The organism is Martinezella calliandrae, assembly GCF_030272695.1.
Lineage (GTDB): Bacteria > Pseudomonadota > Alphaproteobacteria > Rhizobiales > Rhizobiaceae > Rhizobium > Rhizobium calliandrae.
In genome coordinates, this window is the sequence record NZ_JARFYN010000038.1 from 1 (window position 1) to 21,622 (window position 21,622).

The 21,622-nt window shown below is 57.5% G+C and carries 31 protein-coding genes and 1 pseudogene; 12 read left to right on the forward strand and 20 right to left on the reverse strand.

Going from position 1 to position 21,622, the window contains the following annotated elements; all coding sequences use genetic code 11:
* From PY650_RS24370 to PY650_RS24380, 3 genes are all read left to right on the forward strand, one after another.
* Positions 1 to 368 (forward strand): hypothetical protein (locus PY650_RS24370; RefSeq protein WP_285882172.1); only part of this gene is annotated, 368 nt, incomplete at its 5' end.
* Between the two features lie 341 nt (positions 369 to 709).
* The gene (locus PY650_RS24375) at positions 710 to 1,114 is read left to right on the forward strand and encodes a hypothetical protein (protein WP_285882173.1); all 405 of its coding nucleotides are present in this window, start codon (positions 710 to 712) and stop codon (positions 1,112 to 1,114) included.
* Between the two features lie 386 nt (positions 1,115 to 1,500).
* Positions 1,501 to 2,160, forward strand: coding sequence for a hypothetical protein (locus PY650_RS24380; protein WP_285882174.1), 660 nt, complete (start codon positions 1,501 to 1,503; stop codon positions 2,158 to 2,160).
* 187 nt (positions 2,161 to 2,347) lie between these two features.
* On the opposite strand, the pseudogene PY650_RS37690 reads toward PY650_RS24380, so the two are convergent.
* Positions 2,348 to 2,524 (reverse strand): annotated as a pseudogene (locus PY650_RS37690) (non-homologous end-joining DNA ligase); the annotation flags it as partial.
* 177 nt (positions 2,525 to 2,701) lie between these two features.
* On the opposite strand from PY650_RS37690, the gene PY650_RS24390 reads away from it, so the two are divergent.
* The gene (locus PY650_RS24390; protein ID WP_285882175.1) at positions 2,702 to 2,845 is read left to right on the forward strand and encodes a hypothetical protein; all 144 of its coding nucleotides are present in this window, start codon (positions 2,702 to 2,704) and stop codon (positions 2,843 to 2,845) included.
* 365 nt (positions 2,846 to 3,210) lie between these two features.
* Here PY650_RS24390 and PY650_RS24395 read toward each other — a convergent pair whose 3' ends face one another.
* From PY650_RS24395 to PY650_RS24410, 4 genes are read right to left on the reverse strand one after another with little or no spacing between them, the layout of a single operon-like run.
* Entirely contained in the window at positions 3,211 to 3,867 is a 657-nt protein-coding gene (locus PY650_RS24395) for a terminase small subunit (protein WP_285882176.1), read from the reverse strand.
* Between the two features lie 13 nt (positions 3,868 to 3,880).
* Positions 3,881 to 4,312 (reverse strand): hypothetical protein, encoded by a 432-nt coding sequence (locus tag PY650_RS24400; RefSeq protein WP_285882177.1) that lies wholly within the window; start codon positions 4,310 to 4,312, stop codon positions 3,881 to 3,883.
* 22 nt (positions 4,313 to 4,334) lie between these two features.
* Positions 4,335 to 4,565, reverse strand: coding sequence for a hypothetical protein (locus PY650_RS24405; protein ID WP_285882178.1), 231 nt, complete (start codon positions 4,563 to 4,565; stop codon positions 4,335 to 4,337).
* Positions 4,566 to 4,578: 13 nt separating this feature from the next.
* Entirely contained in the window at positions 4,579 to 4,911 is a 333-nt protein-coding gene (locus tag PY650_RS24410; RefSeq protein WP_285870810.1) for a hypothetical protein, read from the reverse strand.
* Positions 4,912 to 4,948: 37 nt separating this feature from the next.
* On the opposite strand from PY650_RS24410, the gene PY650_RS24415 reads away from it, so the two are divergent.
* Positions 4,949 to 5,134: a hypothetical protein gene (locus tag PY650_RS24415; protein ID WP_285870809.1), complete on the forward strand. Its 186-nt coding sequence runs from the start codon at positions 4,949 to 4,951 to the stop codon at positions 5,132 to 5,134.
* On the opposite strand, the gene PY650_RS24420 is transcribed toward PY650_RS24415, so the two are convergent.
* Positions 5,103 to 6,623, reverse strand: coding sequence for a hypothetical protein (locus PY650_RS24420; RefSeq protein ID WP_285882179.1), 1,521 nt, complete (start codon positions 6,621 to 6,623; stop codon positions 5,103 to 5,105). The two genes, PY650_RS24415 and PY650_RS24420, sit on opposite strands and share 32 nt — an antisense overlap.
* A 30-nt stretch (positions 6,624 to 6,653) precedes the next feature.
* Between PY650_RS24420 and PY650_RS24425 the strand changes: the two genes are divergently transcribed.
* Complete coding sequence (locus tag PY650_RS24425) at positions 6,654 to 6,938, forward strand: hypothetical protein (RefSeq protein ID WP_285882180.1); 285 nt, start codon at positions 6,654 to 6,656, stop codon at positions 6,936 to 6,938.
* A 20-nt stretch (positions 6,939 to 6,958) separates the two neighbouring features.
* Here PY650_RS24425 and PY650_RS24430 read toward each other — a convergent pair whose 3' ends face one another.
* Positions 6,959 to 7,234, reverse strand: coding sequence for a hypothetical protein (locus PY650_RS24430; RefSeq protein WP_285882181.1), 276 nt, complete (start codon positions 7,232 to 7,234; stop codon positions 6,959 to 6,961).
* A 105-nt stretch (positions 7,235 to 7,339) separates the two neighbouring features.
* Positions 7,340 to 7,570: a hypothetical protein gene (locus PY650_RS24435; RefSeq protein WP_285870807.1), complete on the reverse strand. Its 231-nt coding sequence runs from the start codon at positions 7,568 to 7,570 to the stop codon at positions 7,340 to 7,342.
* Between PY650_RS24435 and PY650_RS37180 the strand changes: the two genes are divergently transcribed.
* Positions 7,569 to 7,868, forward strand: a complete 300-nt coding sequence (locus PY650_RS37180; RefSeq protein ID WP_349644513.1) for a hypothetical protein — start codon at positions 7,569 to 7,571, stop codon at positions 7,866 to 7,868. The genes PY650_RS24435 and PY650_RS37180 overlap by 2 nt on opposite strands.
* A gap of 101 nt (positions 7,869 to 7,969) precedes the next feature.
* On the opposite strand, the gene PY650_RS24445 is transcribed toward PY650_RS37180, so the two are convergent.
* The 10 genes from PY650_RS24445 to PY650_RS24490 all read right to left on the reverse strand — a co-directional run bounded on the left by PY650_RS24445 (position 7,970) and on the right by PY650_RS24490 (position 14,861).
* The gene (locus PY650_RS24445) at positions 7,970 to 8,653 is read right to left on the reverse strand and encodes a hypothetical protein (protein WP_285882182.1); all 684 of its coding nucleotides are present in this window, start codon (positions 8,651 to 8,653) and stop codon (positions 7,970 to 7,972) included.
* A 94-nt stretch (positions 8,654 to 8,747) separates the two neighbouring features.
* Entirely contained in the window at positions 8,748 to 9,032 is a 285-nt protein-coding gene (locus PY650_RS24450) for a hypothetical protein (RefSeq protein ID WP_285882183.1), read from the reverse strand.
* Positions 9,029 to 9,958: a DUF1376 domain-containing protein gene (locus PY650_RS24455; RefSeq protein ID WP_285882184.1), complete on the reverse strand. Its 930-nt coding sequence runs from the start codon at positions 9,956 to 9,958 to the stop codon at positions 9,029 to 9,031. Before PY650_RS24455 ends, PY650_RS24450 begins: the two co-directional genes overlap by 4 nt.
* A complete protein-coding gene (locus PY650_RS24460; RefSeq protein ID WP_285882185.1) occupies positions 9,958 to 11,391 on the reverse strand; it encodes a replicative DNA helicase in 1,434 nt (477 codons plus the stop codon). Before PY650_RS24460 ends, PY650_RS24455 begins: the two co-directional genes overlap by 1 nt.
* Positions 11,391 to 11,573: a hypothetical protein gene (locus PY650_RS24465; protein ID WP_285882187.1), complete on the reverse strand. Its 183-nt coding sequence runs from the start codon at positions 11,571 to 11,573 to the stop codon at positions 11,391 to 11,393. The genes PY650_RS24460 and PY650_RS24465 overlap by 1 nt, the downstream gene beginning before the upstream one ends.
* Complete coding sequence (locus PY650_RS24470) at positions 11,570 to 11,863, reverse strand: winged helix domain-containing protein (RefSeq protein ID WP_285882188.1); 294 nt, start codon at positions 11,861 to 11,863, stop codon at positions 11,570 to 11,572. The genes PY650_RS24465 and PY650_RS24470 overlap by 4 nt, the downstream gene beginning before the upstream one ends.
* Positions 11,860 to 12,078, reverse strand: coding sequence for a hypothetical protein (locus tag PY650_RS24475; protein WP_285882189.1), 219 nt, complete (start codon positions 12,076 to 12,078; stop codon positions 11,860 to 11,862). The genes PY650_RS24470 and PY650_RS24475 overlap by 4 nt, the downstream gene beginning before the upstream one ends.
* 9 nt (positions 12,079 to 12,087) lie before the next feature.
* On the reverse strand, positions 12,088 to 12,300 hold the full coding sequence (locus PY650_RS24480) for a helix-turn-helix domain-containing protein (RefSeq protein WP_285882190.1): 213 nt from the start codon (positions 12,298 to 12,300) through the stop codon (positions 12,088 to 12,090).
* A gap of 69 nt (positions 12,301 to 12,369) precedes the next feature.
* Positions 12,370 to 13,416 (reverse strand): hypothetical protein, encoded by a 1,047-nt coding sequence (locus PY650_RS24485; RefSeq protein WP_285882191.1) that lies wholly within the window; start codon positions 13,414 to 13,416, stop codon positions 12,370 to 12,372.
* A 92-nt stretch (positions 13,417 to 13,508) separates the two neighbouring features.
* Positions 13,509 to 14,861 carry a site-specific integrase gene (locus PY650_RS24490; RefSeq protein ID WP_285882192.1) on the reverse strand — a complete coding sequence of 451 codons (1,353 nt, stop codon included), beginning with the start codon at positions 14,859 to 14,861 and terminating at the stop codon, positions 13,509 to 13,511.
* 804 nt (positions 14,862 to 15,665) lie between these two features.
* Between PY650_RS24490 and PY650_RS24495 the strand changes: the two genes are divergently transcribed.
* Positions 15,666 to 16,457: a YdcF family protein gene (locus PY650_RS24495; protein ID WP_285882193.1), complete on the forward strand. Its 792-nt coding sequence runs from the start codon at positions 15,666 to 15,668 to the stop codon at positions 16,455 to 16,457.
* 35 nt (positions 16,458 to 16,492) lie between these two features.
* On the opposite strand, the gene PY650_RS24500 is transcribed toward PY650_RS24495, so the two are convergent.
* On the reverse strand, positions 16,493 to 16,969 hold the full coding sequence (locus PY650_RS24500; RefSeq protein ID WP_285882194.1) for a hypothetical protein: 477 nt from the start codon (positions 16,967 to 16,969) through the stop codon (positions 16,493 to 16,495).
* Between the two features lie 144 nt (positions 16,970 to 17,113).
* Between PY650_RS24500 and PY650_RS24505 the strand changes: the two genes are divergently transcribed.
* Positions 17,114 to 17,749 (forward strand): trimeric intracellular cation channel family protein, encoded by a 636-nt coding sequence (locus tag PY650_RS24505; RefSeq protein ID WP_285882196.1) that lies wholly within the window; start codon positions 17,114 to 17,116, stop codon positions 17,747 to 17,749.
* An 81-nt stretch (positions 17,750 to 17,830) separates the two neighbouring features.
* Here PY650_RS24505 and irrA read toward each other — a convergent pair whose 3' ends face one another.
* Entirely contained in the window at positions 17,831 to 18,250 is a 420-nt protein-coding gene (gene irrA, locus PY650_RS24510) for an iron response transcriptional regulator IrrA (RefSeq protein WP_285870792.1), read from the reverse strand.
* A gap of 297 nt (positions 18,251 to 18,547) precedes the next feature.
* On the opposite strand from irrA, the gene fabA reads away from it, so the two are divergent.
* The 3 genes from fabA to fabI are packed head-to-tail and all read left to right on the forward strand — an operon-like array spanning position 18,548 to position 21,150.
* Positions 18,548 to 19,063, forward strand: a complete 516-nt coding sequence (gene fabA / locus PY650_RS24515) for a 3-hydroxyacyl-[acyl-carrier-protein] dehydratase FabA (protein ID WP_120702581.1) — start codon at positions 18,548 to 18,550, stop codon at positions 19,061 to 19,063.
* Between the two features lie 52 nt (positions 19,064 to 19,115).
* On the forward strand, positions 19,116 to 20,339 hold the full coding sequence (gene fabB / locus PY650_RS24520; RefSeq protein ID WP_285882197.1) for a beta-ketoacyl-ACP synthase I: 1,224 nt from the start codon (positions 19,116 to 19,118) through the stop codon (positions 20,337 to 20,339).
* A gap of 4 nt (positions 20,340 to 20,343) precedes the next feature.
* Positions 20,344 to 21,150, forward strand: a complete 807-nt coding sequence (gene fabI / locus PY650_RS24525; RefSeq protein ID WP_285882198.1) for an enoyl-ACP reductase FabI — start codon at positions 20,344 to 20,346, stop codon at positions 21,148 to 21,150.
* Positions 21,151 to 21,622 lie beyond the last annotated feature (472 nt).

Here is a 21,622-nt window from a genome sequence, read left to right on the forward strand (position 1 = left end):
TCGGTCACGAACTTCAGGTGAAAATTTGTTGGTCGTCTTGCTCATATCGGCTCCACTTTCTCACGAGTTGGAGCCTCCGGCAAACCCGGCGCGGTTCAAACGACAAAACCCATACTCCCGTATTCACGCTTTGCTATGAGGTCGGGGCTGAAGACGTGGCCGGAGTGCCGACCTTCCACTACATCGCCAATTGGAGCAGGCACTCGTGGAAAGCGTCTATCGATATTTGGATAGACCAGACCACTGGAAAATTCATTAAAACGATAAGCCATTATGAGCCGGGCTATGGCGAATTCTATTTCCCCGTGGCTCTGCGGGCATTTGACTATGACCCCGATCATGCGAGCAAGCCCGACGTTTCAAACTGAGCGTTCCCGCCCGGTCCCAAAGGAAAAGCCAAGTGCGGAAAAAGGTCAGGAAACGTTCCAGTAAGGGTAAGTCGTACGGGCCGTCGGTCGTCTGGGGATACCTCAGCGCATTTGTGATAGGCCCCGCAGCGGTAATATCCCTGATTACAAGACAATCGGCATACGATCTATCTTTGCCCTGGGTGATAGGCCCGGCCGCCTGGTTAGCAACCAGCATAGGGACATTTTCTTTCCTGCGTGCGCTGATCACACGCACAGGGCTCACATGGGGATCGTTGCTCAGTTGTGCGGCTCTTGCGGCTTTCACCGTTACCGGGACGGTATATCTTTGGGCGCCTCCGATGGGGCCGCTGGTGACGCTCTTGCTCGCGCAACTGTCGTCAACGATCATATTCATCCTGCTAGCTGTCCTCTTGCGAAAGATCCAAATCGGCATGGATCCTGTGAGCAATGTGGAGCTTGGGCCACTGCCCGATCTTGAGGCACTCGGCAAGGCGCTACTGGGCGGGATGGCTATGCTAGTTTTCTGGAACGGCCTGACGGTGATATTTTATTACACCCGATGCGCGGACCTTCGGTGCATGAACGGTGAAATGATAATGGGGGTCCGTGGCCCGTTTTCTAACGTCTACTACGCCTGCTACTTCGGAATTTTGGCTTTTGCCGTTCCCATGTGGGCGACCTTTAGGATGCTGCGCGATTGGGCGAGCCGTCCGGAGGAAAAAGAGGAGAAGCCGCCGCAATGATCGATAAGACGAAAAATCTTGGCATCAGACATATATTGCACCGGGCGTGGATCACCTGGAGATATTTTATCTTACTCTGGATCGCGTCATATGTAGCGATATCCATATATCCAAGCGATTGGGTCGCCGGCCCGTTGGTAATGCTAAATGTTGGGATAGGCATAGGCATAATAAACGGCTTGAAGATATTTCCCGGGCAATCGCGTCACCCTGGACGGACGGGAGACGGAACCGAACAGGGATGATCCTGCATCGCGCCGAATTCACTGAGGACCGGAATAAAAACGGACTATGTCAGCCTGCTTGAAGACGCCGCTGATTGTTTCTCTGAGACGCTCCTGCACAAGTCCGTGTGATCCAACTCGTCGGAAGGAAAGAGAAGATATTTGTCTGATTTAGCTACCCGCACAACATCCCCGCCTCGGGATGAATTCAAGTTCTCCTATATACTCTGGGCTTTTCTGTTTGTTCTCTACGTTGACGTCCTCAACGGGATAAGTTTTGCATACGAGCTCTATTTGGAAGGCGATTTGCTGTGGCTAGGCCCGACGCTCATTGCCCCGTTCGTATGGCTCTTTTTCATCGTCTCGAATGCGATAAAGTTGCGTTGGCGGCGGATGCTGTCAGTAGTGGTCGCGCCATTTCTTGGCGCTATGCCAGTGATCGCTTTTGCTTATTTTGGCGCCACCCCTGACCGCGTGCGCTTTGAATATCATAAGTCCGATTTTCTTAAGGATGTGGAAGACAGCGCTGCCGCTCACGGCCATCCCGTGCTTATCAATTGGGGATGGGGAGAAATAGCCGGCGGTTTCGGCGGAGCAAGCACGGAATTCGACTTGATCTATGATGAAACGGATCAGATTGCGTCTCCGCCCGCCAGTTGGTCCGCAGAATTCCGAAACCGATTAATGAATGGGCAGCCGCGTAAACCTGGAGAGAACTATGGTGAAGGCGGAAGATTGTTCCCGTCCGATGACAACGTGTCGGAGCCCGTTATAGATAGTATGGGCGGCCACTTCTATCTCGTATCGCAGTTGTTCGAGTAGATCGCCCCGGACCAACCATCGAATTCTGCCTGGATCTTGTAGCGAGCGCCGCTCACGAACGTCATGTTCTGCAGCAGAATAGAGATATCATTTGCTGACGCTCCGAACGCCCCCCCGAGTGTGCGCCGCTGAGCGGGTCGACCAGTATTGGGGCCGGTCACCTTACTGTAGGCGCGGGTATGGCCCGTATCGCCGCCGTTGCCGCCGCCGACGGTTCGTAACCAACTATCATGAAGCTATCGCTCTGGACGCATTTGACCTTGATCCAATCGCCGCGGCGATCGGAGTGATACGGCGCATCGGTCCGCTTGGCGATGATGCTCTCAAGGCCATGCTCGTACGCGGCGGCAAACAGTGCGGCGCCTACCTCTAAAGGGGTACACGCAATTCTTCGACACGCCCCAACCAATGCGTTAGTATCTCCTAATAATCTCGCAGCAGATCTAGCTCGACCTCGGTGGTAGACGGCAGTCAATCCGAGGCGATTGGATTCTGCTGACAACCTTGTTCTGCAAGGCTGAAATTCAGAGAGGGCAAGGGCATGAGCGACGCAAAGACCAGCAGCTTGACGATTGCTGTTGTAGTTCCGTGGCTTTTAACCCTCGTCACCCTGGGGTTTGGGGGCTTAAAATACTTAATTGATCAGCGGCATGCGAACGAAAGCCGTATTGCAGAGCAACAGTAGGCGAATCAAAGGCCGTTTCTGGAAAAACAATTAGAGGTGGGTTTCCAGGCGGTGGACATAGCAGCGGGGCTCGCGACGGAAACAGATCCCGTCAAGTGGGAACAGGATCGTATAGCTTTTTGGCGCCTGTATTGGGGAACACTCAGTATCGTGGAAGACCGTGGAGTTGAGAGTGCCATGGTTAATCTAGGCCGCAGTGTCCCAGATCACGCGCCAAATCCGCCTCCTACCCTACCTATGTCGGCGCTTGGCGCTCCGTCCTACGAACTAGCACATGCAGTTCGCGACCTGGTATTGGCCAGTTGGAAGATTCAGTTATCGCCGTTGCAAGGGCTGCGAGTAGAATCAGCGAAGTGACATAGTCATCAGTGCTTGCCGCTGTGCTGCGCCAGCCATTCCTCTTCAGTCACAGGCTGCGCGCTGACGACGAAATTCGTATTCACGTTCTCGGTGCGCTCGACGAACATTCCGAGATGCTTGCCAATGTCGACGAGGGCTGCACGCTTGTCGTGAAGCTTGATCTTTAGGCCACCGGCCGCATTCTGGCTGATCTCGGCAATTGCGGCCGCCGTCTCGTCGTCGATATCCTCGCTGGCGATGAGCTGAACATTGTTCGTCACGATGTTTTTGATCACCGCGACGTCGCCGCCATCCGGATTGTCTTCCTCGGTGATCAAGCTTGTCTGCCAAGTCACAGCACGGCGGATGTCTGCAAACCCAATTTTGGCGAGTTCCTTCAAGACGCGATCTGCCGTAATATCAGTGCGATTTGCCCGCGCCTTCATGGCGCTTTGCACCGCTGCGAAAACATGCGGCTTCACCTTACCATTGCTTACCCACTGGTAAGCCTTGGAAGCCGCCACGGTTTTGCTATATCCGGCTTCGATCGCCGCTCGCTTCGGATCGAGGTCGATTAAGTATTCTCGCACAAATCGGATCTCGCGATGCGTCAGGCCTTCTTCCCAATCGGCCAAGGCACCAATTGCAGAATCCGAGGTTTTGATGTCATCGATCTTGCTCATATCCAACCCGATCTCAACGTTTCGCTATCGCAGCTTCGAGAGCTTCCAGCCGATCCATTATCTCGCCTGCCTCTACCGCCTTCCTGTGGCTGTCGATGATGGCGACAATGCTCTGCGCCTCAGACGGTGACAGCTCGCCTTTGCTGGCGGCACCGAGCACACCCGCAATCGCCGCGGGGATATCCTTCGCGCTTTCGATCTGCTTCATGGGAAACGTGATTGCGCGAGGAATTGGGGCCGGTCGCGGGTGCAGGAAGGCGGCCGCGCGTTCCGCTGCCCAATCTCGGCGTTTCTGTTCGGCCTCTTCGTCCATCATCACATCAAGAAGGTACTGCAGCGGCGATTTTGCCGATCCGAGGATATCCGCGGCAAGCTCGACGGTGCGCTGATTCAGCGATCCTTTTTTCCTTCCCGCTCCCGGCCTCGCACCGCCTACTTTCGCCATGTATGATATTTCCTGATTGATTTCAGTGGACGGTTGCCGACATCAATTCGGGCTCGGTCATCACTTCGCCCGGCCCGATGCTTCTCCACATGATCAGCAAATCATTATCGAGCAGCGAATAGCCGTGGGACGCAAGACACTTGGCGATGTCGGTATCCGTATGGTGCTCGTCAGCGAGCACAAAGAATGTTCGTCGCACCGATGGTTTTATAGCGGCTTCGATCTTTTCCAACCTTTGACGAATGGAGGTCATGTACCGGCTCCGATCAATTCAAGCGTGCGCCGCCGGTCTGGAGAGCGTGGTCCGTCCCGAGATGGGCTATTGCTTTGGTGAGGTAGGCCCGAGCGTAGAAGACGGCAGTTGCCCGGGTGTCTTCGTCATCCATGACCGCCTCGATTGCTTGGCTCAGAAGCGTTCGAGAGAGGCAAAGCAACGCCACAGCGTCGTTCGCGCCACGGCACTCGGCCTGGTCAATGACATCGAGGGCACGATCCATGGAAGCTTTGGTAGCATCGTCCTGGCGACCACCAGCCTTCAGCGCCATGATCAAGGAGACGGCTTCCGCAACCGAATTGATATTGTTCGAGCAAAGTGCCATTTATTGTAGACCTTTCACCGTTTGTGCGCGGGCCATCATGTCTTCCGATCGAATGAACCTGCTGATCGCTGTCTGCTTTGTCGTCTTCGCCGTCATTATGGGCGCCATGACGTGGTTCTTGCGATACATGGGCCTAGAGTTTGTCCTCGGCGCCCTGTTCGGATCGACGCTCATGATCGGCTGTTTCGGTGTCATCTCCCGAGATTTCCGTAACCTGAAGTAAGCTGGCGACCGCCCTGTTGCGTCATCGCCGCAACCAAGGCAGCGATGCGCGGATCTGACATCGGGACGCCGGCACGATTGGCGAGAGCCGCTACCAGTGCGTCACGCTGCGCGCCCTGTGCCACCGAAAGGCTACCTAACTCATTCGCGAACCTAGATCCTGCCCGTTCGGCCTGATCATCCAAAACGCTCCTGACAGCCTTGTGCGCTACCTTCAGGCCAAGGCCGGTCATGGTGGTGTCGGCGGGCACTTCCGCTGTCCTTGAGACGTTATCGAGCATGTTGCCAAAGCGGTTGGCCATCGCTGTATCCGAGCCGCGCGTAACGCGATTGGTGGTATCAGCGAAGGCCTTTTCGTTTTCCAGAACCTGAAACAGGCGATCCGCCTTATCCTGACCAAACAGCGTAGCGAGCCGAGCTCGGTTCCAATCACCTTCGCCTTTGATGAGCTGATTCATTCTCGCAACGTCATTGGTGTTTGTGCCGACGATGCGGTCAATTTCAGCCCGTGCGCCCTGTGAGAGGCGAAACGGAACTGCGGATGGTCCAATCTGCATTCCCTGCGGCTGCGCGCCCTGCTGGACTTCCTGAACCAATTCCGAAGGCCGCGGCGCGGTCCGGCCGCTGTCGAGTACCTGCTGGCCCCGAGATACGGCGTCATTCTGGCGAGCCAGTTCGGCATACATCGCGTCCGGTTCCTTGATCTGAGGAACCGCCCGGGTGAGCGCGTCGTCAAGCATCTGACGCGCCTCGGTCAGAGCGCTGATCGCCTTGACGTTCTGCTCGTTCGACAGCATGCCATCGATCGCCTGACGGGTCTCGAACATGACGCGCGGATCGCTCGAAAGCTGATCTGTGCCATTCACATTCAGCATGCCGCGCACCTGGCGAAGGGCATTTTGTGCCGGTCCGCGAAGCCGGTTGATATCGGCATCAATGGCGTCGGCTATCGGTTGAACATCGTAGGGGCTGGCGCCTTGAAATGCTTGCCGATAGGCCGGGCCAACGGCTTGCTGATTTCCGGCGATATTGGCCTCTACCTCGGATGGAACGACATTGGGGCCGAGATTTTCGTCGATGGCTGCCGCGAGGCGCGCATTTGCACCCTGTGCTCTCTCGGTCAGCGGCGTGACGATAGCGTCACGCATTCCGGGCTGAGTTGCCGCCCCACGAGCCACTCCGAGCCATTCCGGAGAAACGTCCGCCAATGTTGCATCATCGCCCATACGCGAGAGAGCGTCTCGAAGCAGCGCAACCTTATCCGGATTGGCCATTGCTTCTTGCAAATAGCGCTGGGCTGGCCCGGATAGGCCGGAAACAGCATCGGGCGAGGTCGTGAAGCTCCGTACCGCCGAACCGATAGCATTGCCAATCACTGGCGCAGCAACGCCGACCATGGCACCGACACCAGCGCCCAACGCAGTCTGCTTTGGATCGAAATCCGACCGCACCCCGCTGTCGGCGGCGCCGATGCCGGTGCCGGACAGCATGGAAGCCCCAATTTTCGCGAGGCGAGATCCTTGGCCAAGACCAAACAAGCCGGGCGCCGCGGCCACGACGGGAGCGGTAGCCGCCACACCGCCAGCCACCTGCAACCCGGTGTCAACATATGGATGCTCGGCATGGAATGCCTGATCTGTCCCGTTTTGGATATCAAGCGACTGCTGATATCGATCGCCAATCGACCCTTTCAGTTGGTCTTGTTCATCGAACAGAGGATTCAGGGCATACGAAAGCAGGGCGTTCGTACCTGCGTCCATGCGGTTGAGCAGACCGCCGACGACCGGAACGCCGGTTGCAACTGAGCGAACAGCATTATTTGTCGTCAAGCCGCCTTGATTGCCGGCAGGCTGATCAAGCGTGGCTCCTGCTGGCAACGGTGGGAGCGCAGCATTTGAACTAACCGGAAAATTCTCGGTTTGACCTGATACAGCGGGAACGTCGAGCGTAGCGCCAGGAGGAAGCGGCGGAAGGGCTGCCATTGTCCCTTGCTGCGGCTGATCAAGCGTAAATCCCGGTGGAGGTGCAGGAATCTGGGACGCCGCTCCTTGCGTAGCCGGCTGATCCAGTTGGAAGCCCTGAGGCAACGCATGAAACGCATTCGCCAAGTCCTGATCGGACATGGCGTTGAATTGGGGATATTGCTGGCGGAGCGCAGATAGCGCCTGTTGCGGGACACTCGGGGGGATTCTGCCAATTGACGGCATTAGCGCACCTCCGCGATATCGCCAGGTTGGAAAACACCAGAGAAATCGCGACCTGCGCGCTTGAGCTTTTCAGCCGCCGCCTGAAGGCAAAACTCGTTCGGCGTCATACCGGCACGGTTGGCGGCATCAAACAAGCTCTCGCGAAAACCTTCCATCACAGTCGCGCCTCGGAGCATCACCGGAACCCGACGTTCTCGCCGGTCGGTCTTCCCGGCAGTATTGCAGTTCATGGCAATCTCCAATGAAAGAACACAAGGGGCAAAACGCCTTCAACTGGCAGCTTTTCCTTGGGTTCGTTTTACTCCCGTCATCCAGTTAGAGCTTCGCCGCCGCAGTGAAGAAGTCGTCGATTTGCTGGGACGTGAAAACCATGGCGGCGAAGCCTTGCTGCATCATCGGCGACGATTTGACGAAAGAGCCGGAGTATTCGTAGGCGATCTGCGTTGCCCGATCCTGCGTTTTTACCCAAGCATCTACCTGGTCGAGGAGGCCGGCCGCGAGGAGCTGCAGCTTGAATTGACGCGCTGACACGGAGGTGACCTCAACAAATGGTTCAGGAGTGGCTTCATTGAACGTAGCCTCCTCGTCCGGAGAAAGAACGATATCAGCGCCATCTTTATTGATTATGATCAACTTACCATTCCTTCTATTGCTAGAGTTCCGGAAAGCGTCACCGCCCCTACGGGACCGATGCGGATTGCGTTTCTAGGGGTGGTGCTGTTTCGAAATTGCGCGCCGCGCTGCACATAAATGGTAGTCGCGCCACCATTGAAGTCTGTGGTGCTTGAGAGGCCAAGGGCCCCTCCCGAAGAGACATTGAATTCCTCCACAAGCAGATCGACGCCACAAGAGGTAAGTGCATTCGAAATGAGAGCATATGACGATGCAGTTTGCTGCAATGCTGCAGTAGCAGAACCGGTCGCAGAAATAATTTGTGCGCTATAATCGGATGCACCGGCGTCAAATGTGCTGCCGTTGTTTGTACTGGAGCGCCAATAAATATCGCTTTGGGCAGATAGAATGATAACCCCATGGATACGCAGCCGCCGATATGCGGAAAGATTTGTAAAATCAACGGCAGCCACCCCGGAAAATGTCGACACCTGAATCAGCGCCCACGGGATACCAAGATTTATTCTGGCGTTCACGACATCCGATGCACCATGACCGCCAGCAACGATCGGGCGAGGCGTGTTGGCGTCCGTAGCGAGGTCGGCGAAGATGCCGTTGACGACCCCGCTTTGAATGAGCGTATTTGGCGTGAATGTGCTGCCGGGTGGTAATGAAAATACACCGCTTCCGTTTCGGGGCATTAGCGTCTCCTGTTGCGTCGCAGACAGAATCGCATTCTTAGCCGGGGCCCAACAGACCCTCGGAAATGCGCGGAAATCGGCGACACAGAACAAGTCAGCTTTCCGCTGTCCCCGTTTCAGTAAAATGTCGGCGGACAAGTGGATTTGTTCGGTCTCCAGCACGAAGTAGTTCCAGCGCCTCCGGGTCGTCCTGCATCACCATGTTGAGGGCGGGCAGAGAGATGACGAGCGCTCCGCCGGACATGGGCACACGACCAATGCCGAAGCGTTTGCACCACGTCCGAATCGTCCGATCTGTCTTTCCGGTGTGCTGGCAGGCTTCCCGAATTCCGATGCGCTCGGCGGGGCGGATGAAAATCGGTGGAACTCGCTCGCTCATGCTCCACGCTCCATCTCGGTCCATCCGTCGCCGTCGCCGGGTTCGAGCAGGTGAACAGGGACGCGACAGCCCGTCATTCCGGGCAATGGCCCCAACTCGCGCGTTGACCATCGGCGCTGGCGTCGGGCGCTCTGCAGGCGAGCTGCCCACTTCTCGCTCGTCTCGATGGCGACTGCGCCCGCGACGTTTTCCCAACTGCAGGCGTTGATCCATCTGGCCGCGTGCTTGACGTATTGAGGATCTTTGCCCCTGGCCTCGATTGCGAATGCGGTAACCGCCGTGACGATAGTGTCGAGGGGAACCTTCATCCGTGCCTTCCGAAAGGCTGCGAGGGCGTCTTTGCGATCGACCTTCCGGGGATAGACCGGCCAGAACTTTTCCTCGAACTCGGTGGCGATCAGGTCCTTTTTCGGCTCTCGAATATTGGCTTCGGAAAGGCCATTTTCAGCGCCGTCCCGCGAACTCGTTTTGCGGGAATTATTATCTTTTATGGATATGGATATGGATTGTTGCCGTTCTGTTGGCACTTCCGTTACCCGTTCCGTTGGTACTTCCGTTACAACAGCCGTTGGGATGGTATTGTTCTTTTTCAATGCCTTAGCGTTCGAAGATGCAAATCCAGCGGCGCGTTTTTGTTCGCGACTTCGCTCAACGAATTCGCGCCCGGCCGTCAGCCTTTTCTGCGTCCAAAGTCCTTCCCGGAGGGTCCAGAAGCCCATGACGACCGGCTTCAACGTTGCCCACTTTTTGGGGGTAACGCCGACCATCAAAGCGAGCCGGCGGTCGTCGTCGGGAAGGCCACATTCGGCGGTCCGCCAGGCGAACATCAGGAGCCGAAGATAGACGCCATGCTCCTCGTTGGTCAGGTGCTGCGTGTCCGCAATATAGGCGTCGGTGAACAGCGGGAGAGAGGGATATTGCGCCATTACGACCTCGCAGCGTTGCGGACCGCGGAGCAGGCAATATCGACGAAAAGGTCGACGGTCCGGGTCGGGCCGTTGCGCTGCTTGGCGATGATGAATTCGAGACGGTTCTGGCATTCGAGGAGCTTGTCGCTGCGCTCGAATTCGTCGTCGGCGGTCTTGGCCTTCTCGCGCGCCAAATAATAGCTCTCGCGATACAAGAAAATGACCGTGTCGGCGTCCTGCTCGATCGAGCCGGATTCGCGGAGGTCCGACAACATCGGCCGCTTGTCCTCGCGGGTTTCGACCTGGCGGGAAAGCTGAGACAGGGCCAACAGCGCGACATTGTACTCTCGGGCCATGTTCCGGAGCGCCGCGGAGATTTCCGTGATTTCGTGCGTCCGATTGCCCTGATATCGCGACGACGCCGCGACGAGCTGCAGATAATCGACCATCAGCACCTCGATCGGTGTGCCGGCCCTCTCGGCGATTTCGGCCATCCTTTCGAACTTCACGCGGATGTCATTGATCGCGAGGCCCGACGCGTCCTCGATCTGCAGCGGCAGCCCCGAAAGCACGGCCTGTGCGGCATAGACATGCTCCATGGAGGCGTCATTGACGCGCCCGGCCATCAAGTCAGAATATTCGACCCGGCCGAACCGATCGAAGGCAATGTCGCTGAGAGCCCGCATTGCCAGGGTGCGAGCGCCCATCTCAAGCGAGATGAAGCCGACGCCGACGCCAGCCGCCGCGGCTTTGATGCCGACGCCGAGCCCGATGGCGGTCTTGCCCATTGCCGGCCGAGCACCAAGGACCGTCATTTCGCCCCGCTGGAGGCCGCCCGTCGCGCGATCGACGTCGGCGAGACCCCAAGTGATGCCGGTCAAACCGTTGCCCTGCGTCCTGGCATCCTCAATCGCCGTGACGGCTGCTTCGGAGGCTTCGGCCATCGTGAAGCGGGTCTTGCTGCGCTTGCCAGTCCGGAGTGCGGCACCAATGTCGTCGAGCGTCCGACCGAGAGAGCGGATAAGCTCTGCCGGGTGGGTTGCCGGATCGGCGGCGGCCGCCTGCACGACAGCGGCCTGATTCCCGAGTGAAATTCTTGCCCACTGCTGAAGCATTGCCTGGATGCTGGTCCGAAGGCCGGGCACGCCACGCACGCAGCCACCGACCAAGCGGGCGAGGTATTCCGAAAGACCAATGCCGAGTCGGCCTTTTACCGCGTCCTGCTCTTCCTTGCTGAAGAGTTTGTACACGACCGGCAGACCGGCATTGCCATAGGCGCTATCCGCTTCCTGCATGCGTTCGAATATCCGCCGATGCAGGTTCTCGACAAAATGCTCCGGCCGCAGCGTGCCGGAGACGAGCTTAAGATTTCCGGATGACAGGAGCGTACCGAGCACTTCCTGTTCCAACTCCGGAATATAACCGTCTTGAGAAATTGATGGCGTGCTCATCAGCCGAACGCCCTCCGAGCCGTGCGGTATTTCTGCGCCAGGGCGCAGGCCTCACAGGCTTCTTTCATCGAAAGGGAGAAACGTTCACGGATGGTCGGAACCGCCTTTGCGGGCTGCTCCTTTTGATCAGCAAGCCATTGTGCGGCGGCGACCGTGTTCGGGTTTTCGGAGGCGTCCGTCATGCGGACCTCCGATCATCGCATTGAAGAACCATCACCTCGGACTTCAAGCGGTAGACCGCGTGGTGCCCCGGAAAGTCGCCGCTATGGGGGGTGTTCACGGTCTCGATGAGAAATCCGTAGCTACGCAACTTAAAAATGTAATGAGAAAGACGAATGCCAGGGTGATGGAGGGAGGAAATACCCTGATCGCCGTTCTTGATCAGCAACTGCATCGTTTGGGCTTCTCGGCCATGGACGAACATTTCCGAGCCGTCAGATACCTTACGGACTTTGATCTTAAGCTTGCTCATGCTCGACCTCCCAGGCCAGAAAGCCGGCAGATCGTCTGAGCGTGCCAGAAGGACACGCGGAAGCGACGCATGACGGACTTGACCGCCAGCAATTCAGATTGAAATTCGAAGTGGGTTTCGGTACGGTTCAGGACGTCGACGCTGCTGGAAAAAGCTTTGACTTCCTGAACCCGGTGAGCGCCTGCCAGCGCTGCCGGGTTTTCCATCTTGATCATGGCCGCACCTCACGCCGCGACCGAGGTAGCGCGACGACGGTTTGCCGCGATCCACTTTTCAAGATCATTAGGATCGTAGACGACGACTCGGCCGAGCTTGATGTATTCGGGACCACCGCCAATCAAGCGAAGCTTCCTTAGCATCCCCTCCGAAAGATTGGCGTAAGTCGCCGCTTGCTTCGTGCGAAGCATCCGACGTTCACTATTTGCTGCGTCAGCCATGTTTGTTCCTTTTCAGCTACCGGAAGAGATGTTCCGTGACTGAAAGGTCGCCGACTGAAATTTCGCCGTCTATTTTCGCATATTCGCCGACGTAAAAAACTGGCGAAACTCTTCTAACTCATTGGTTCTATTCTGATTTACAGGCCCTCGCTTCCCTCTTCCGCCAGAGAAAAGGTTTTTGAAGTCGTCTTCGGCGAAAACCTCACGAATGTTAGTCCGGCTGGCGTTCAATAATTTGGGTAGATCAGTTTCTGCTTCGTCCTTGCTCCACATCAAGAGACCACGCGACTTGAAGAAACCGGACGCGGCGTGGAATGCATCTCGTACTTGCTGCTTGCCCGCAGGGCGCTGACTTAGCGGGGGACTGGGCGTCTCCTGAGGTTGGACGGGTTCAGTCATCTGAGCACGCCACTCCCGTTCGATATCCGATCGGGATAGATGCACGTCCGAATAATAGACCTCATCCGGCTTGTGTTTTTCTACGAACCGAAAATTCCGCAAGCCACCAGAGCCGGCATCGTTAGCCAACGGTCGCCCCGGCTCGACAAAATCAAGCACTGCCCATCGAAAGGACTCGATGCGCTCATGTTCGCCGGTGGTTGCCCGTATGCCCGTTGCAGCGATTTTGTCGCTGTACAATGCGGTAAAGAATTCCGCCTTCCCTTTCACAAAATCTGGGAAGTGATTGAACCGGCCTACGCGATTTTCCCTATCAGCAGCGATTTTGAGCCCACTTAGAGACGCCGGTGACATCGCGCCGAGGTACCATTGCTCAGGCCGCGGTCGAAGCGGAGGGCGACCGGGCACGTTCTGCTCCCGAGGGACTGTTCGCCAGACAAGGCACGACTTTCGATAGGGGTCATAGAAATCAGTGACAAGGTCATAGTCGCGCCAGAACATCCAGGCCATGGCCATGACAGGTGACCATACAGGCTCGTGCGCCACTGGAAAGCGGCTCTTGTCGGCAAAACTTTCGAGTCGTCCGAGACCTTGCCGGTCAGCTTCCTTCTGCGCTTCCGGAGGAGTCAGCATCCCTTCTTCGACCCGATCAATCAGAGCTTGGCATTGCTCGTAGCGGTCCGATGCGGCTTGAGCCGCTTTCAAATCTAATGTCATCGTGCACCTGCGATGCACCAGCTTAGCCGCAGGGAAACCGGTGGTGCTGACCGGCTTGTCGGGTGCCCCCTATCCCTGCAGTATGGTCGCGATCAGGATTTTCCCGGTCGCAATGGATGTACATTCTCTCGCCGCGGCCGGTCGCCCATGGCATCGACGATTTTCGAACCGATGAGATCGGAGGCGCGGCGCTTCGGATCGTCAGCAAGATGCGCATACCGCTCTGTCGTTTTCATCTGGGTGTGTCCAAGGAGCTTGCCGATGATCTGAAGGCTGAGGTTTGCCTCTACGCCGACCGATGCATGGGTGTGCCTCAAGTCGTGGATGCGAACCCTGAGCCTTGGATCTTCGGCCGCCGCATCGAGGCCAGCGCGTTTGCGAATGTGGTGCCAAGGTCTCTTCAGATCGGAACGGGGGCGATGCTCGATCTTGCCGTCTTCGAGAACCTTCGGTTCGCCCGGAATGACGTAGGGGCCCACCTTAGGCAGCTCGGCAAGAATGACCTGTGCCGGACCGTTGAGGATGACGGTTTTCTTCCTCGTCTTGCTGTCATCGAGAAACAGGAGGCCGCGCTGCAGGTCTACATTGGACCATTTAAGTTTGAGGATTTCGCCGCGGCGGGCGCCTGTCAGAATGAACAGACGAAGCGCGGCGGCGGCAAAGGCATCAATCTTGATGCGCCTGTTCTCAGTCTTTGGCGCATGCTTCACCTGCTTCTTCGGATCTGGGTCCCACGGGATACCGCCCGTCTCAGCCTCACGGATGGCATCGCCGAGACGCCCCAACTCCTCGCTTGTCAGATATCGCTCGCGGCTGTCTTCCGGATATTTCGTAATGCCGGCGGCCGGGTTCTCCATCTTTGGCAGGGCTTTGACGTCGATGCCCCAAGTGTACATTGAGCTGACCGTGGATAGGACCCTATTTGCCGTAATCGGCTTGTCCTTCAACGAGACGTGCAGCTTTTCGATATCCCCTTTGCCAACATCCTTGCCCTTCTTGCGGCCAAGCGTCTCGGAAGCGATGCCCAGCCAATGAGCGTAGAGCTTATAAGTTGAACTCTTCTTTTTCGCGTCGACCGATAGCAGATAGTCGTCCTTGAGCGTGTCGAATGTCGGAGACAATCGCTCGGCGCTCTTCTCCTTCGCCGGGTCCTTGCCCTGCACAACTTCGGCCAAGACCGATTTCGCAAGGCGTCTTGCCTCATCCGGGGTGACCTTCTTTGTGCTGCCGATGGTGTATTTCCGAGCCGCGCCATCACGGCCGCCCCCATACCGATAGAGGACTACGTAGGACATCGAGCCAGTTGGCCGAACTCGGATCGCAAAACCTGTCGCGCTGGTATCGGACACAAAATATTCGCTCTCGCCTGGCTCAACCCGCTTAAGCAGATTGAGGGTAATCTCAGCGGTTATCGCGGAGTTGATAGGAGGTTCTTTTTTTGCCATCGGGGAAGCACCAGGGAAGCACAGAATGGGAATCTTGATATCTATTCATCGCGGATGGTAGCAGAGATTCGTTGAAATTAAAGAGATTTCGGGACATCCATGGCTCCCGATATTTCTCGGTAGCCGATTGACCCATTGCATGGCATGCAAGAGGTCAGCGGTTCGATCCCGCTTAGCTCCACCAGCCTTCGCTCACCGAGCTTTGGCTCGGCAGGCCGGCAAACGAAGGCTTTACCGCTGAAGCTGCGTAGCAGCGTAAGCGGACCTCTTTGCTCGGTGTGAGTTATTTTCTCATTTTTTGAAATTTGCTCTGTGGCAAACAACCCAGTTCTGAGCGCGCGGTAGTTGCATTGATTGGCGGACACTCTATCATGCCTGCACATGTAATACGTCTACATCCTCGCAAGCCACGAGTTCCTGGGCTGTCACTATATCGGCGTCACTGGCGATCTTAAGACCGCTTGGCAAAGCACAATGCCAAGGATTTGCCGCATACCTCGAAATATGCTCACGGTCGATCAAGACTTATGTCGCCTGTTGCGATGAATCCAAGGCAGTCGCGTCCGATATCTGAAATCGGGTTCGGGACGCGTCTTCGCACAGAAGTAATTGTAGTCTCAACCCGCCAGCACCCAGCATTATCTTGAGATTGACGACACCTTTCCATGTTAGGCTCCGCACCATTTCCCTCCCGCACCCACCGAATTAGCCACATTGCAGCGCAAAAAAATCTGCTAGTTAGAAACCCATCGTTTTCTGCGAATGCTCCAAAGAGCTCCGGCTCGACATGCCCGAGGATATATCTTGTTCGTTTTTTCCAAACTCGTATGGATTTTTGGTCAGCCGCTTTCACTGGCTTTTTTCTTCGGCGTATTGGCGCTTATCGCCAGCCTTCTTCACAAGCGCTTCATCGCTATCGTCTCGACGTTTCTCTCAGTCCTGATCCTGTTTGTCGCGCTTTACACGACGACGGGCGCCTATATCGTCCAGGGGCTGGAGGAACGTTTTCCGCATCCGACTGGTGATCCCGCCGAACTCAAGTGCATGATTGTTCTTGGCGGCGCCACGCAGAACGAAGTGACGACGGCGCGGGGCGGTTATGAGCTCGATTCGGCCGGAGACCGCCTCATCGAGACGTTGCGGCTAGCGCAGAAGTTTCCGCAGGCGCGCGTCGTCGTCTCCGGCGGCGACGGCTCGATCAGTGGCAACTACGAGGGCGATGCCGTGATTTCCGAGCGCTTCTTTGTTGCTCTCGGCCTACCGAAGTCCCGGCTCATCGAGGACACGACGTCGCGCACCACCTTCGAAAATGCCGTCAACACGAAGGAGTTGCTGGCCAAGAACGGACTTTCCGATTGTCTGCTGATCACGTCCGGCTTCCATATGCCGCGCTCCGTGGGCATCTTCCGCAAGCAAGGCATCGATATCGTCCCCTGGCCGGTCGATTACCGCAGCACGGGCAAGGAAACGCTTGGGTTCGATTTCACCCAGCCGTCGCTGAACGCACAATTGTTGGCGACCGGCATCCGCGAATGGATCGGTCTCGTTGGCTACTACGCCGCCGGACGCACCTCGGCCCTCTATCCGGGCCCGTAGTCGCGTGGCCGGATCCTACTAGGGGTGCGTAGCGTTTACTTTTTTGACACGGTGACGAATTTCACGCCGCGGACGCGGACGGTAATCTCGCAATGGCCGCCATCGGCGCGATCGCAGTAGTGCGGGTGCATCTTCATGACCAGCACCATGTTGCCGAAGCGCTGGATGAAATCGTAGCCGTAGATTTGTGCGGTGGCGACGAGAATAAAGCCGCCTTCGGCGACATGGATGTAGAAGTTGTAAGGGCAGCCCTCGTCGGTGCAGTCAGGCCCCTTTTCCCCCTTGCAGGTGATTTCGCCCTCGTTGATCACCATGTCGGTCAACGTATCGTTGTTGATGTCCCGTTCCGTGGCAAAGCCGTCCCCGAAGCTCGCCTGGCCCCCACAGCGCTTGGTGAAGTGCTCCTTCTCGAAGGCGACGGGATCTTGCACGATCGATTGCTGCGCTTGCGCCACCACGGGCATGATCACGAGCGCGATGAGATTCAGGATCACGATCAGCAGGGACTTCACGGGGTATTTCCTCTTGAAAGCGCAGGGACGGCCGCCGGCGTGGCGGCGACCGCTGCGGCATCTTTATAGCTGCCTGCTTGCGCGGCCCTTGCCGCCGTGATTCACTCCTCCGAAAAACCTGCCGGCACTCTTCTGGAGCCTCGAATGTCGCTTCTTTCGTTTCTCGATTACGTCGGCGTCGCTCTGTTCGCCGCGACCGGCGGGCTGTCGGCCTCGCGCAAGCAGCTCGATCTGATCGGCTTCCTGTTTTTTGCGGCGGTCACCGGTATCGGCGGTGGCACGCTCAGGGATATCATCCTCGGCCGCGTGCCGGTCTTTTGGGTGGTGAACCCCACCTATATCATCATTTGCGCGGTCGTCGGTGTGCTGGTCTTCTTCACCGCGCATCTGTTCGAATCGCGCTATCGGCTGCTGATCTGGCTCGATGCGGTCGGTCTGTCCGCCTATTGCGTCATGGGTGCGGCTAAGGGCATGGCTGCGACGGGCTCGCCGACGGTAGCGATCGTCACCGGTGCGCTAACGGCGACTTTCGGCGGCATCCTGCGTGACCTGCTGGCAAACGAACCCTCGGTGCTGCTGCGGCCGGAAATCTATGTGACTGCGGCGCTGGTAGGAGCCAGCGTCTTTACCGCTGCGAACGAGACGATGATGCCGCTCTACGCCTCCGCCGCGATCGGAGTTGCCGCAGCCTTCGCGGTCCGTGGCGGCGCGCTCTGGTTCGGCTGGACCTTCCCGACTTACCATCATAGGCCCGGCCGGCATCCCGATGACGTGATGTAATGGGAGGCGGTACGAATTAGGCGGTAGGCAATAGCAAATGGCTAGAAGACAATCCTATCGCCTATTGCCTATTGCCCAGCCTTACCGCTGCTTGCGGCGCAGGCGGATCACGACGTCGACATGCGCGATTTCCATGCCCTTCGGCGGCTCCGGCAGATTGTCGATCGTCAGATTGCTGACCGGAATGTCCAACACTTCGTTATGGCCTTCGACGAAGAAGTGGTGGTGGTCGGAAACGTTGGTGTCGAAATAGGTCTTGGTGCTTTCGACGGCGAGCACGCGGATCAGGCCGGCCTCCGTGAACTGATGCAGGGTGTTGTAGACGGTGGCGAGCGAAACCGGCACGCCGGCCGCGACTGCCTCTTCATGCAGTTCTTCGACGGTTAGGTGACGGTCGCCTTTGGCGAAGAGGAGATCTCCGAGCGCGACGCGCTGGCGGGTTGGCCTCAGGCCCGCGCTGCGGAGCCTGGTTTCGATGGCAATTTCGGGCTCTACCGCCATTCAGGGAACTCCAGATTCCTGATCCTAGTAAATCTTTACTAAGCCATATAACTTTTGAGGAGATTGCTTTCAATAGTTTCAATGGAGTGGGAAGGCAGCTGAAAGCCGTAAAAATAGGTTCTTGGCGCATTTGCCTCTGGCAGCAGCCCTAGCCTTCCTGTATGCGACCACCACATAACAGTGAAGTGTGTAAGATCGGATGGTGGAATTGGGCGTCATGCTTGCGCTTCATTTTCTGTCGATCTTGCACTAAAGCTTCACATTCATCGGCATCCTTGTGGGGGAAACGGAATTTTTATGACGACGAGACAATCCAGCTTCAACTATGAGGAAATCCTGGCCTGCGGCCGCGGCGAACTGTTCGGCCCGGGCAACGCACAGCTTCCCCTGCCACCGATGCTGATGGTCCATCGCATTACAGATATTTCCGAAACCGGTGGGGCCTTCGACAAAGGCTATATTCGCGCCGAATACGACGTGCGTCCCGATGACTGGTACTTCCCCTGTCATTTCGCCGGCAATCCGATCATGCCGGGTTGCCTCGGCCTCGACGGCATGTGGCAGCTCACCGGCTTCTTCCTTGGCTGGCTCGGCGAACCGGGTCGCGGCATGGCACTGTCGACCGGCGAAGTGAAGTTCAAGGGCATGGTTCGTCCGGACACGAAGCTCCTCGAATACGGCATCGATTTCAAACGCGTCATGCGCGGCCGCCTCGTCCTCGGCACTGCCGACGGCTGGCTGAAGGCCGACGGCGAGGTCATTTATCAGGCGACAGACCTGCGCGTAGGCCTGTCGAAGGACAAGGCTGCCTGAACCGCGGCACTGCCGCCTTCACAAAAGAGACGTTTTAGAAAAGGTCATCGACATGAGACGGGTAGTTGTTACGGGTCTGGGGATTGTCTCTTCGATTGGAAACGATGCTCGAGAAGTGACTGCCTCGCTGCGCGAAGCCAAGTCCGGCATTTCTTTTTCCTCCGATTTCGCCGAACACGGCTTCAAATGCCAGGTTTGGGGGGCGCCGAAGATCGACACGACCGATCTGGTGGACCGTCGCGCGATGCGCTTCCTGTCGCAAGGCGGCGCCTGGAACCATGTTGCCATGAAGCAGGCAATTGCCGACAGCGGCCTCGAAGAGAGCGAGATCACCAATGAACGCACCGGCATTATCATGGGCTCGGGCGGCCCGTCGACCCGCACGCTGATCGAAGCCGCCGATATCACCCGCAAGAACAACAGCCCGAAGCGCATCGGCCCCTTCGCCGTTCCGAAGTCGATGTCGTCGACCGCCTCGGCAACGCTTGCGACTTGGTTCAAGATCCACGGCGTCAACTACTCCATTTCGTCCGCCTGCTCGACCTCGGCGCACTGCATCGGCAACGCCGCCGAGATGATCCAATGGGGCAAGCAGGACCTCATGTTCGCCGGCGGCCACGAGGATCTCGACTGGACCATGTCGAATCTCTTCGATGCCATGGGCGCCATGTCTTCCGACTTTAACCAGAATCATCCGGAGACCGCTTCGCGCGCCTATGACGCTAAGCGCGACGGCTTCGTCATTGCCGGCGGCGCCGGCGTGCTGGTTCTGGAGGAGCTGGAACACGCAAAGGCGCGCGGCGCCAAGATATATGCCGAAATTGTCGGTTACGGCGCCACTTCCGATGGCTACGACATGGTGGCGCCTTCGGGCGAGGGGGCGGTGCGCTGCATGCGCCAGGCGCTCGCCACCGTGAAGGGCGACATCGATTATATCAACACCCACGGCACCTCGACACCGGTGGGCGACAGCAAGGAAATTGGCGCGATTCGCGAAGTCTTTGGCAGCAAGATCCCGCCGATCCAGTCGACCAAGTCGCTGACAGGCCATTCGCTCGGCGCAGCCGGCGTGCAGGAATCGATCTACTCGATCCTGATGATGCAAGAGCGCTTCATCGGCGAAAGCGCTCATATCACTGAACTCGACCCGGAATTCGAAGGTGTGCCGATCGTGCGCAAGCGCATCGACAACGCCAGGATCGACACGGCACTTTCCAATTCCTTCGGCTTCGGCGGCACCAACGCCACGCTCGTATTCCAGCGCTATAACGGATAAGGCAATGACCGGAATCATGCAGGGTAAGCGCGGCCTCATCATGGGCGTCGCAAACAATCATTCGATTGCCTGGGGTATTTCAAAAGCGCTTGCAGCCGAAGGCGCTGAACTGGCTTTCACATTTCAGGGCGAGGCGCTCGGCAAACGCGTCAAGCCGCTCGCAGCCGAAGTCGGCTCGGATTTTCTTCTGCCTTGCGACGTCGAAGATATCGCCTCTGTCGATTCCGTCTTCGAGAATATCAGAGCGCGTTGGGGCAAGCTGGATTTCATCGTCCACGCCATCGGCTTTTCCGACAAGAACGAGCTGAAGGGCCTCTACGCCAACACCACGCGCGATAATTTCACGCGGACCATGGTGATCTCCTGCTTCTCCTTCACCGAGATTGCCAAGCGCGCCGCCGACCTGATGGTCGAAGGCGGCAGCATGCTGACGTTGACCTATAACGGCTCGACACGCGTCATCCCAAACTACAACGTCATGGGCGTCGCCAAGGCGGCTCTGGAAGCCTCCGTGCGCTATCTCGCCGCCGATTACGGTCCGCGCGGAATCCGCGTCAACGCCATCTCGGCCGGTCCGATCCGCACGCTCGCCGGTGCCGGCATTTCCGATGCCAGGGCCATCCTCTCCTGGAACCAGCGCAACGCGCCACTGCGCAAATCGGTCACCATAGATCAAGTGGGCTCTTCGTCACTCTATCTCCTGTCGGATCTGTCGGCCGGCGTCACTGGCGAGATCCATTTTGTCGATGCCGGCTACAACATCACCTCGATGCCGACATTGGAAACGCTGTCGAAAGCCGACGCGGAGTAACAGTGCTGATCTAAATTGCGCTCTCGGCCCTTGGCCGGGAGGACTGAACCTCAGGATATCCTTTCAGAGGATTCCCGATGACGTCCAGCGACACCGAACCCTTCGCAGCCACCGAACGTCTCTTTCTTAGAAGATTCGCCCGGAGGATTTCGAAGCCTACCGCGCTTTCGCTCCCTGCTGGAGTTCTACCGTTTCCTCTACAGCGACCCACCATCGGCACAGGAGCTGCTCGAGCGTTTTGATGCCGGTTTGAATATCCGTTTGTCGGAAGACGGCGATATCCCAGTTCCAGGCCGCTCGATCCACTGGATGAGCCGACCTCGCTCCAAGCCTCTACCACTGTGCGGGCATTGGGACCGGATATATTGCGCGCAATTGCCATTCTGCTCGTCATGCTCGTGCATCTCTGCCGGAGAAGCGACGCGGCTGCCGCTGGCCGGGATCAAGCCCTATGGCTACGCTCTGGTTTCTT

Excerpts from the sequence above, each read along its gene's own strand:
- PY650_RS24375 (WP_285882173.1), top strand. The coding sequence starts at position 710 with ATGGGGCCGCTGGTGACGCTCTTGCTCGCGCAACTGTCGTCAACGATC.
- PY650_RS24390 (WP_285882175.1), top strand. The coding sequence starts at position 2,702 with ATGAGCGACGCAAAGACCAGCAGCTTGACGATTGCTGTTGTAGTTCCG.
- PY650_RS24395 (WP_285882176.1), bottom strand. The coding sequence starts at position 3,867 with ATGAGCAAGATCGATGACATCAAAACCTCGGATTCTGCAATTGGTGCC.
- PY650_RS24400 (WP_285882177.1), bottom strand. The coding sequence starts at position 4,312 with ATGGCGAAAGTAGGCGGTGCGAGGCCGGGAGCGGGAAGGAAAAAAGGA.
- PY650_RS24405 (WP_285882178.1), bottom strand. The coding sequence starts at position 4,565 with ATGACCTCCATTCGTCAAAGGTTGGAAAAGATCGAAGCCGCTATAAAA.
- PY650_RS24410 (WP_285870810.1), bottom strand. The coding sequence starts at position 4,911 with ATGGCACTTTGCTCGAACAATATCAATTCGGTTGCGGAAGCCGTCTCC.
- PY650_RS24415 (WP_285870809.1), top strand. The coding sequence starts at position 4,949 with ATGTCTTCCGATCGAATGAACCTGCTGATCGCTGTCTGCTTTGTCGTC.
- PY650_RS24420 (WP_285882179.1), bottom strand. The coding sequence starts at position 6,623 with ATGCTGTCCGGCACCGGCATCGGCGCCGCCGACAGCGGGGTGCGGTCG.
- PY650_RS24430 (WP_285882181.1), bottom strand. The coding sequence starts at position 7,234 with ATGCGTTTCATGCGTTGCCTCAGGGCTTCCAACTGGATCAGCCGGCTA.
- PY650_RS37180 (WP_349644513.1), top strand. The coding sequence starts at position 7,569 with ATGGCAATCTCCAATGAAAGAACACAAGGGGCAAAACGCCTTCAACTG.
- PY650_RS24435 (WP_285870807.1), bottom strand. The coding sequence starts at position 7,570 with ATGAACTGCAATACTGCCGGGAAGACCGACCGGCGAGAACGTCGGGTT.
- PY650_RS24445 (WP_285882182.1), bottom strand. The coding sequence starts at position 8,653 with ATGCCCCGAAACGGAAGCGGTGTATTTTCATTACCACCCGGCAGCACA.
- PY650_RS24450 (WP_285882183.1), bottom strand. The coding sequence starts at position 9,032 with ATGAGCGAGCGAGTTCCACCGATTTTCATCCGCCCCGCCGAGCGCATC.
- PY650_RS24455 (WP_285882184.1), bottom strand. The coding sequence starts at position 9,958 with ATGGCGCAATATCCCTCTCTCCCGCTGTTCACCGACGCCTATATTGCG.
- PY650_RS24460 (WP_285882185.1), bottom strand. The coding sequence starts at position 11,391 with ATGAGCACGCCATCAATTTCTCAAGACGGTTATATTCCGGAGTTGGAA.
- PY650_RS24465 (WP_285882187.1), bottom strand. The coding sequence starts at position 11,573 with ATGACGGACGCCTCCGAAAACCCGAACACGGTCGCCGCCGCACAATGG.
- PY650_RS24470 (WP_285882188.1), bottom strand. The coding sequence starts at position 11,863 with ATGAGCAAGCTTAAGATCAAAGTCCGTAAGGTATCTGACGGCTCGGAA.
- PY650_RS24475 (WP_285882189.1), bottom strand. The coding sequence starts at position 12,078 with ATGATCAAGATGGAAAACCCGGCAGCGCTGGCAGGCGCTCACCGGGTT.
- PY650_RS24480 (WP_285882190.1), bottom strand. The coding sequence starts at position 12,300 with ATGGCTGACGCAGCAAATAGTGAACGTCGGATGCTTCGCACGAAGCAA.
- PY650_RS24485 (WP_285882191.1), bottom strand. The coding sequence starts at position 13,416 with ATGACATTAGATTTGAAAGCGGCTCAAGCCGCATCGGACCGCTACGAG.
- PY650_RS24490 (WP_285882192.1), bottom strand. The coding sequence starts at position 14,861 with ATGGCAAAAAAAGAACCTCCTATCAACTCCGCGATAACCGCTGAGATT.
- PY650_RS24505 (WP_285882196.1), top strand. The coding sequence starts at position 17,114 with ATGTCGCTTCTTTCGTTTCTCGATTACGTCGGCGTCGCTCTGTTCGCC.
- irrA (WP_285870792.1), bottom strand. The coding sequence starts at position 18,250 with ATGGCGGTAGAGCCCGAAATTGCCATCGAAACCAGGCTCCGCAGCGCG.
- fabA (WP_120702581.1), top strand. The coding sequence starts at position 18,548 with ATGACGACGAGACAATCCAGCTTCAACTATGAGGAAATCCTGGCCTGC.
- fabB (WP_285882197.1), top strand. The coding sequence starts at position 19,116 with ATGAGACGGGTAGTTGTTACGGGTCTGGGGATTGTCTCTTCGATTGGA.
- fabI (WP_285882198.1), top strand. The coding sequence starts at position 20,344 with ATGACCGGAATCATGCAGGGTAAGCGCGGCCTCATCATGGGCGTCGCA.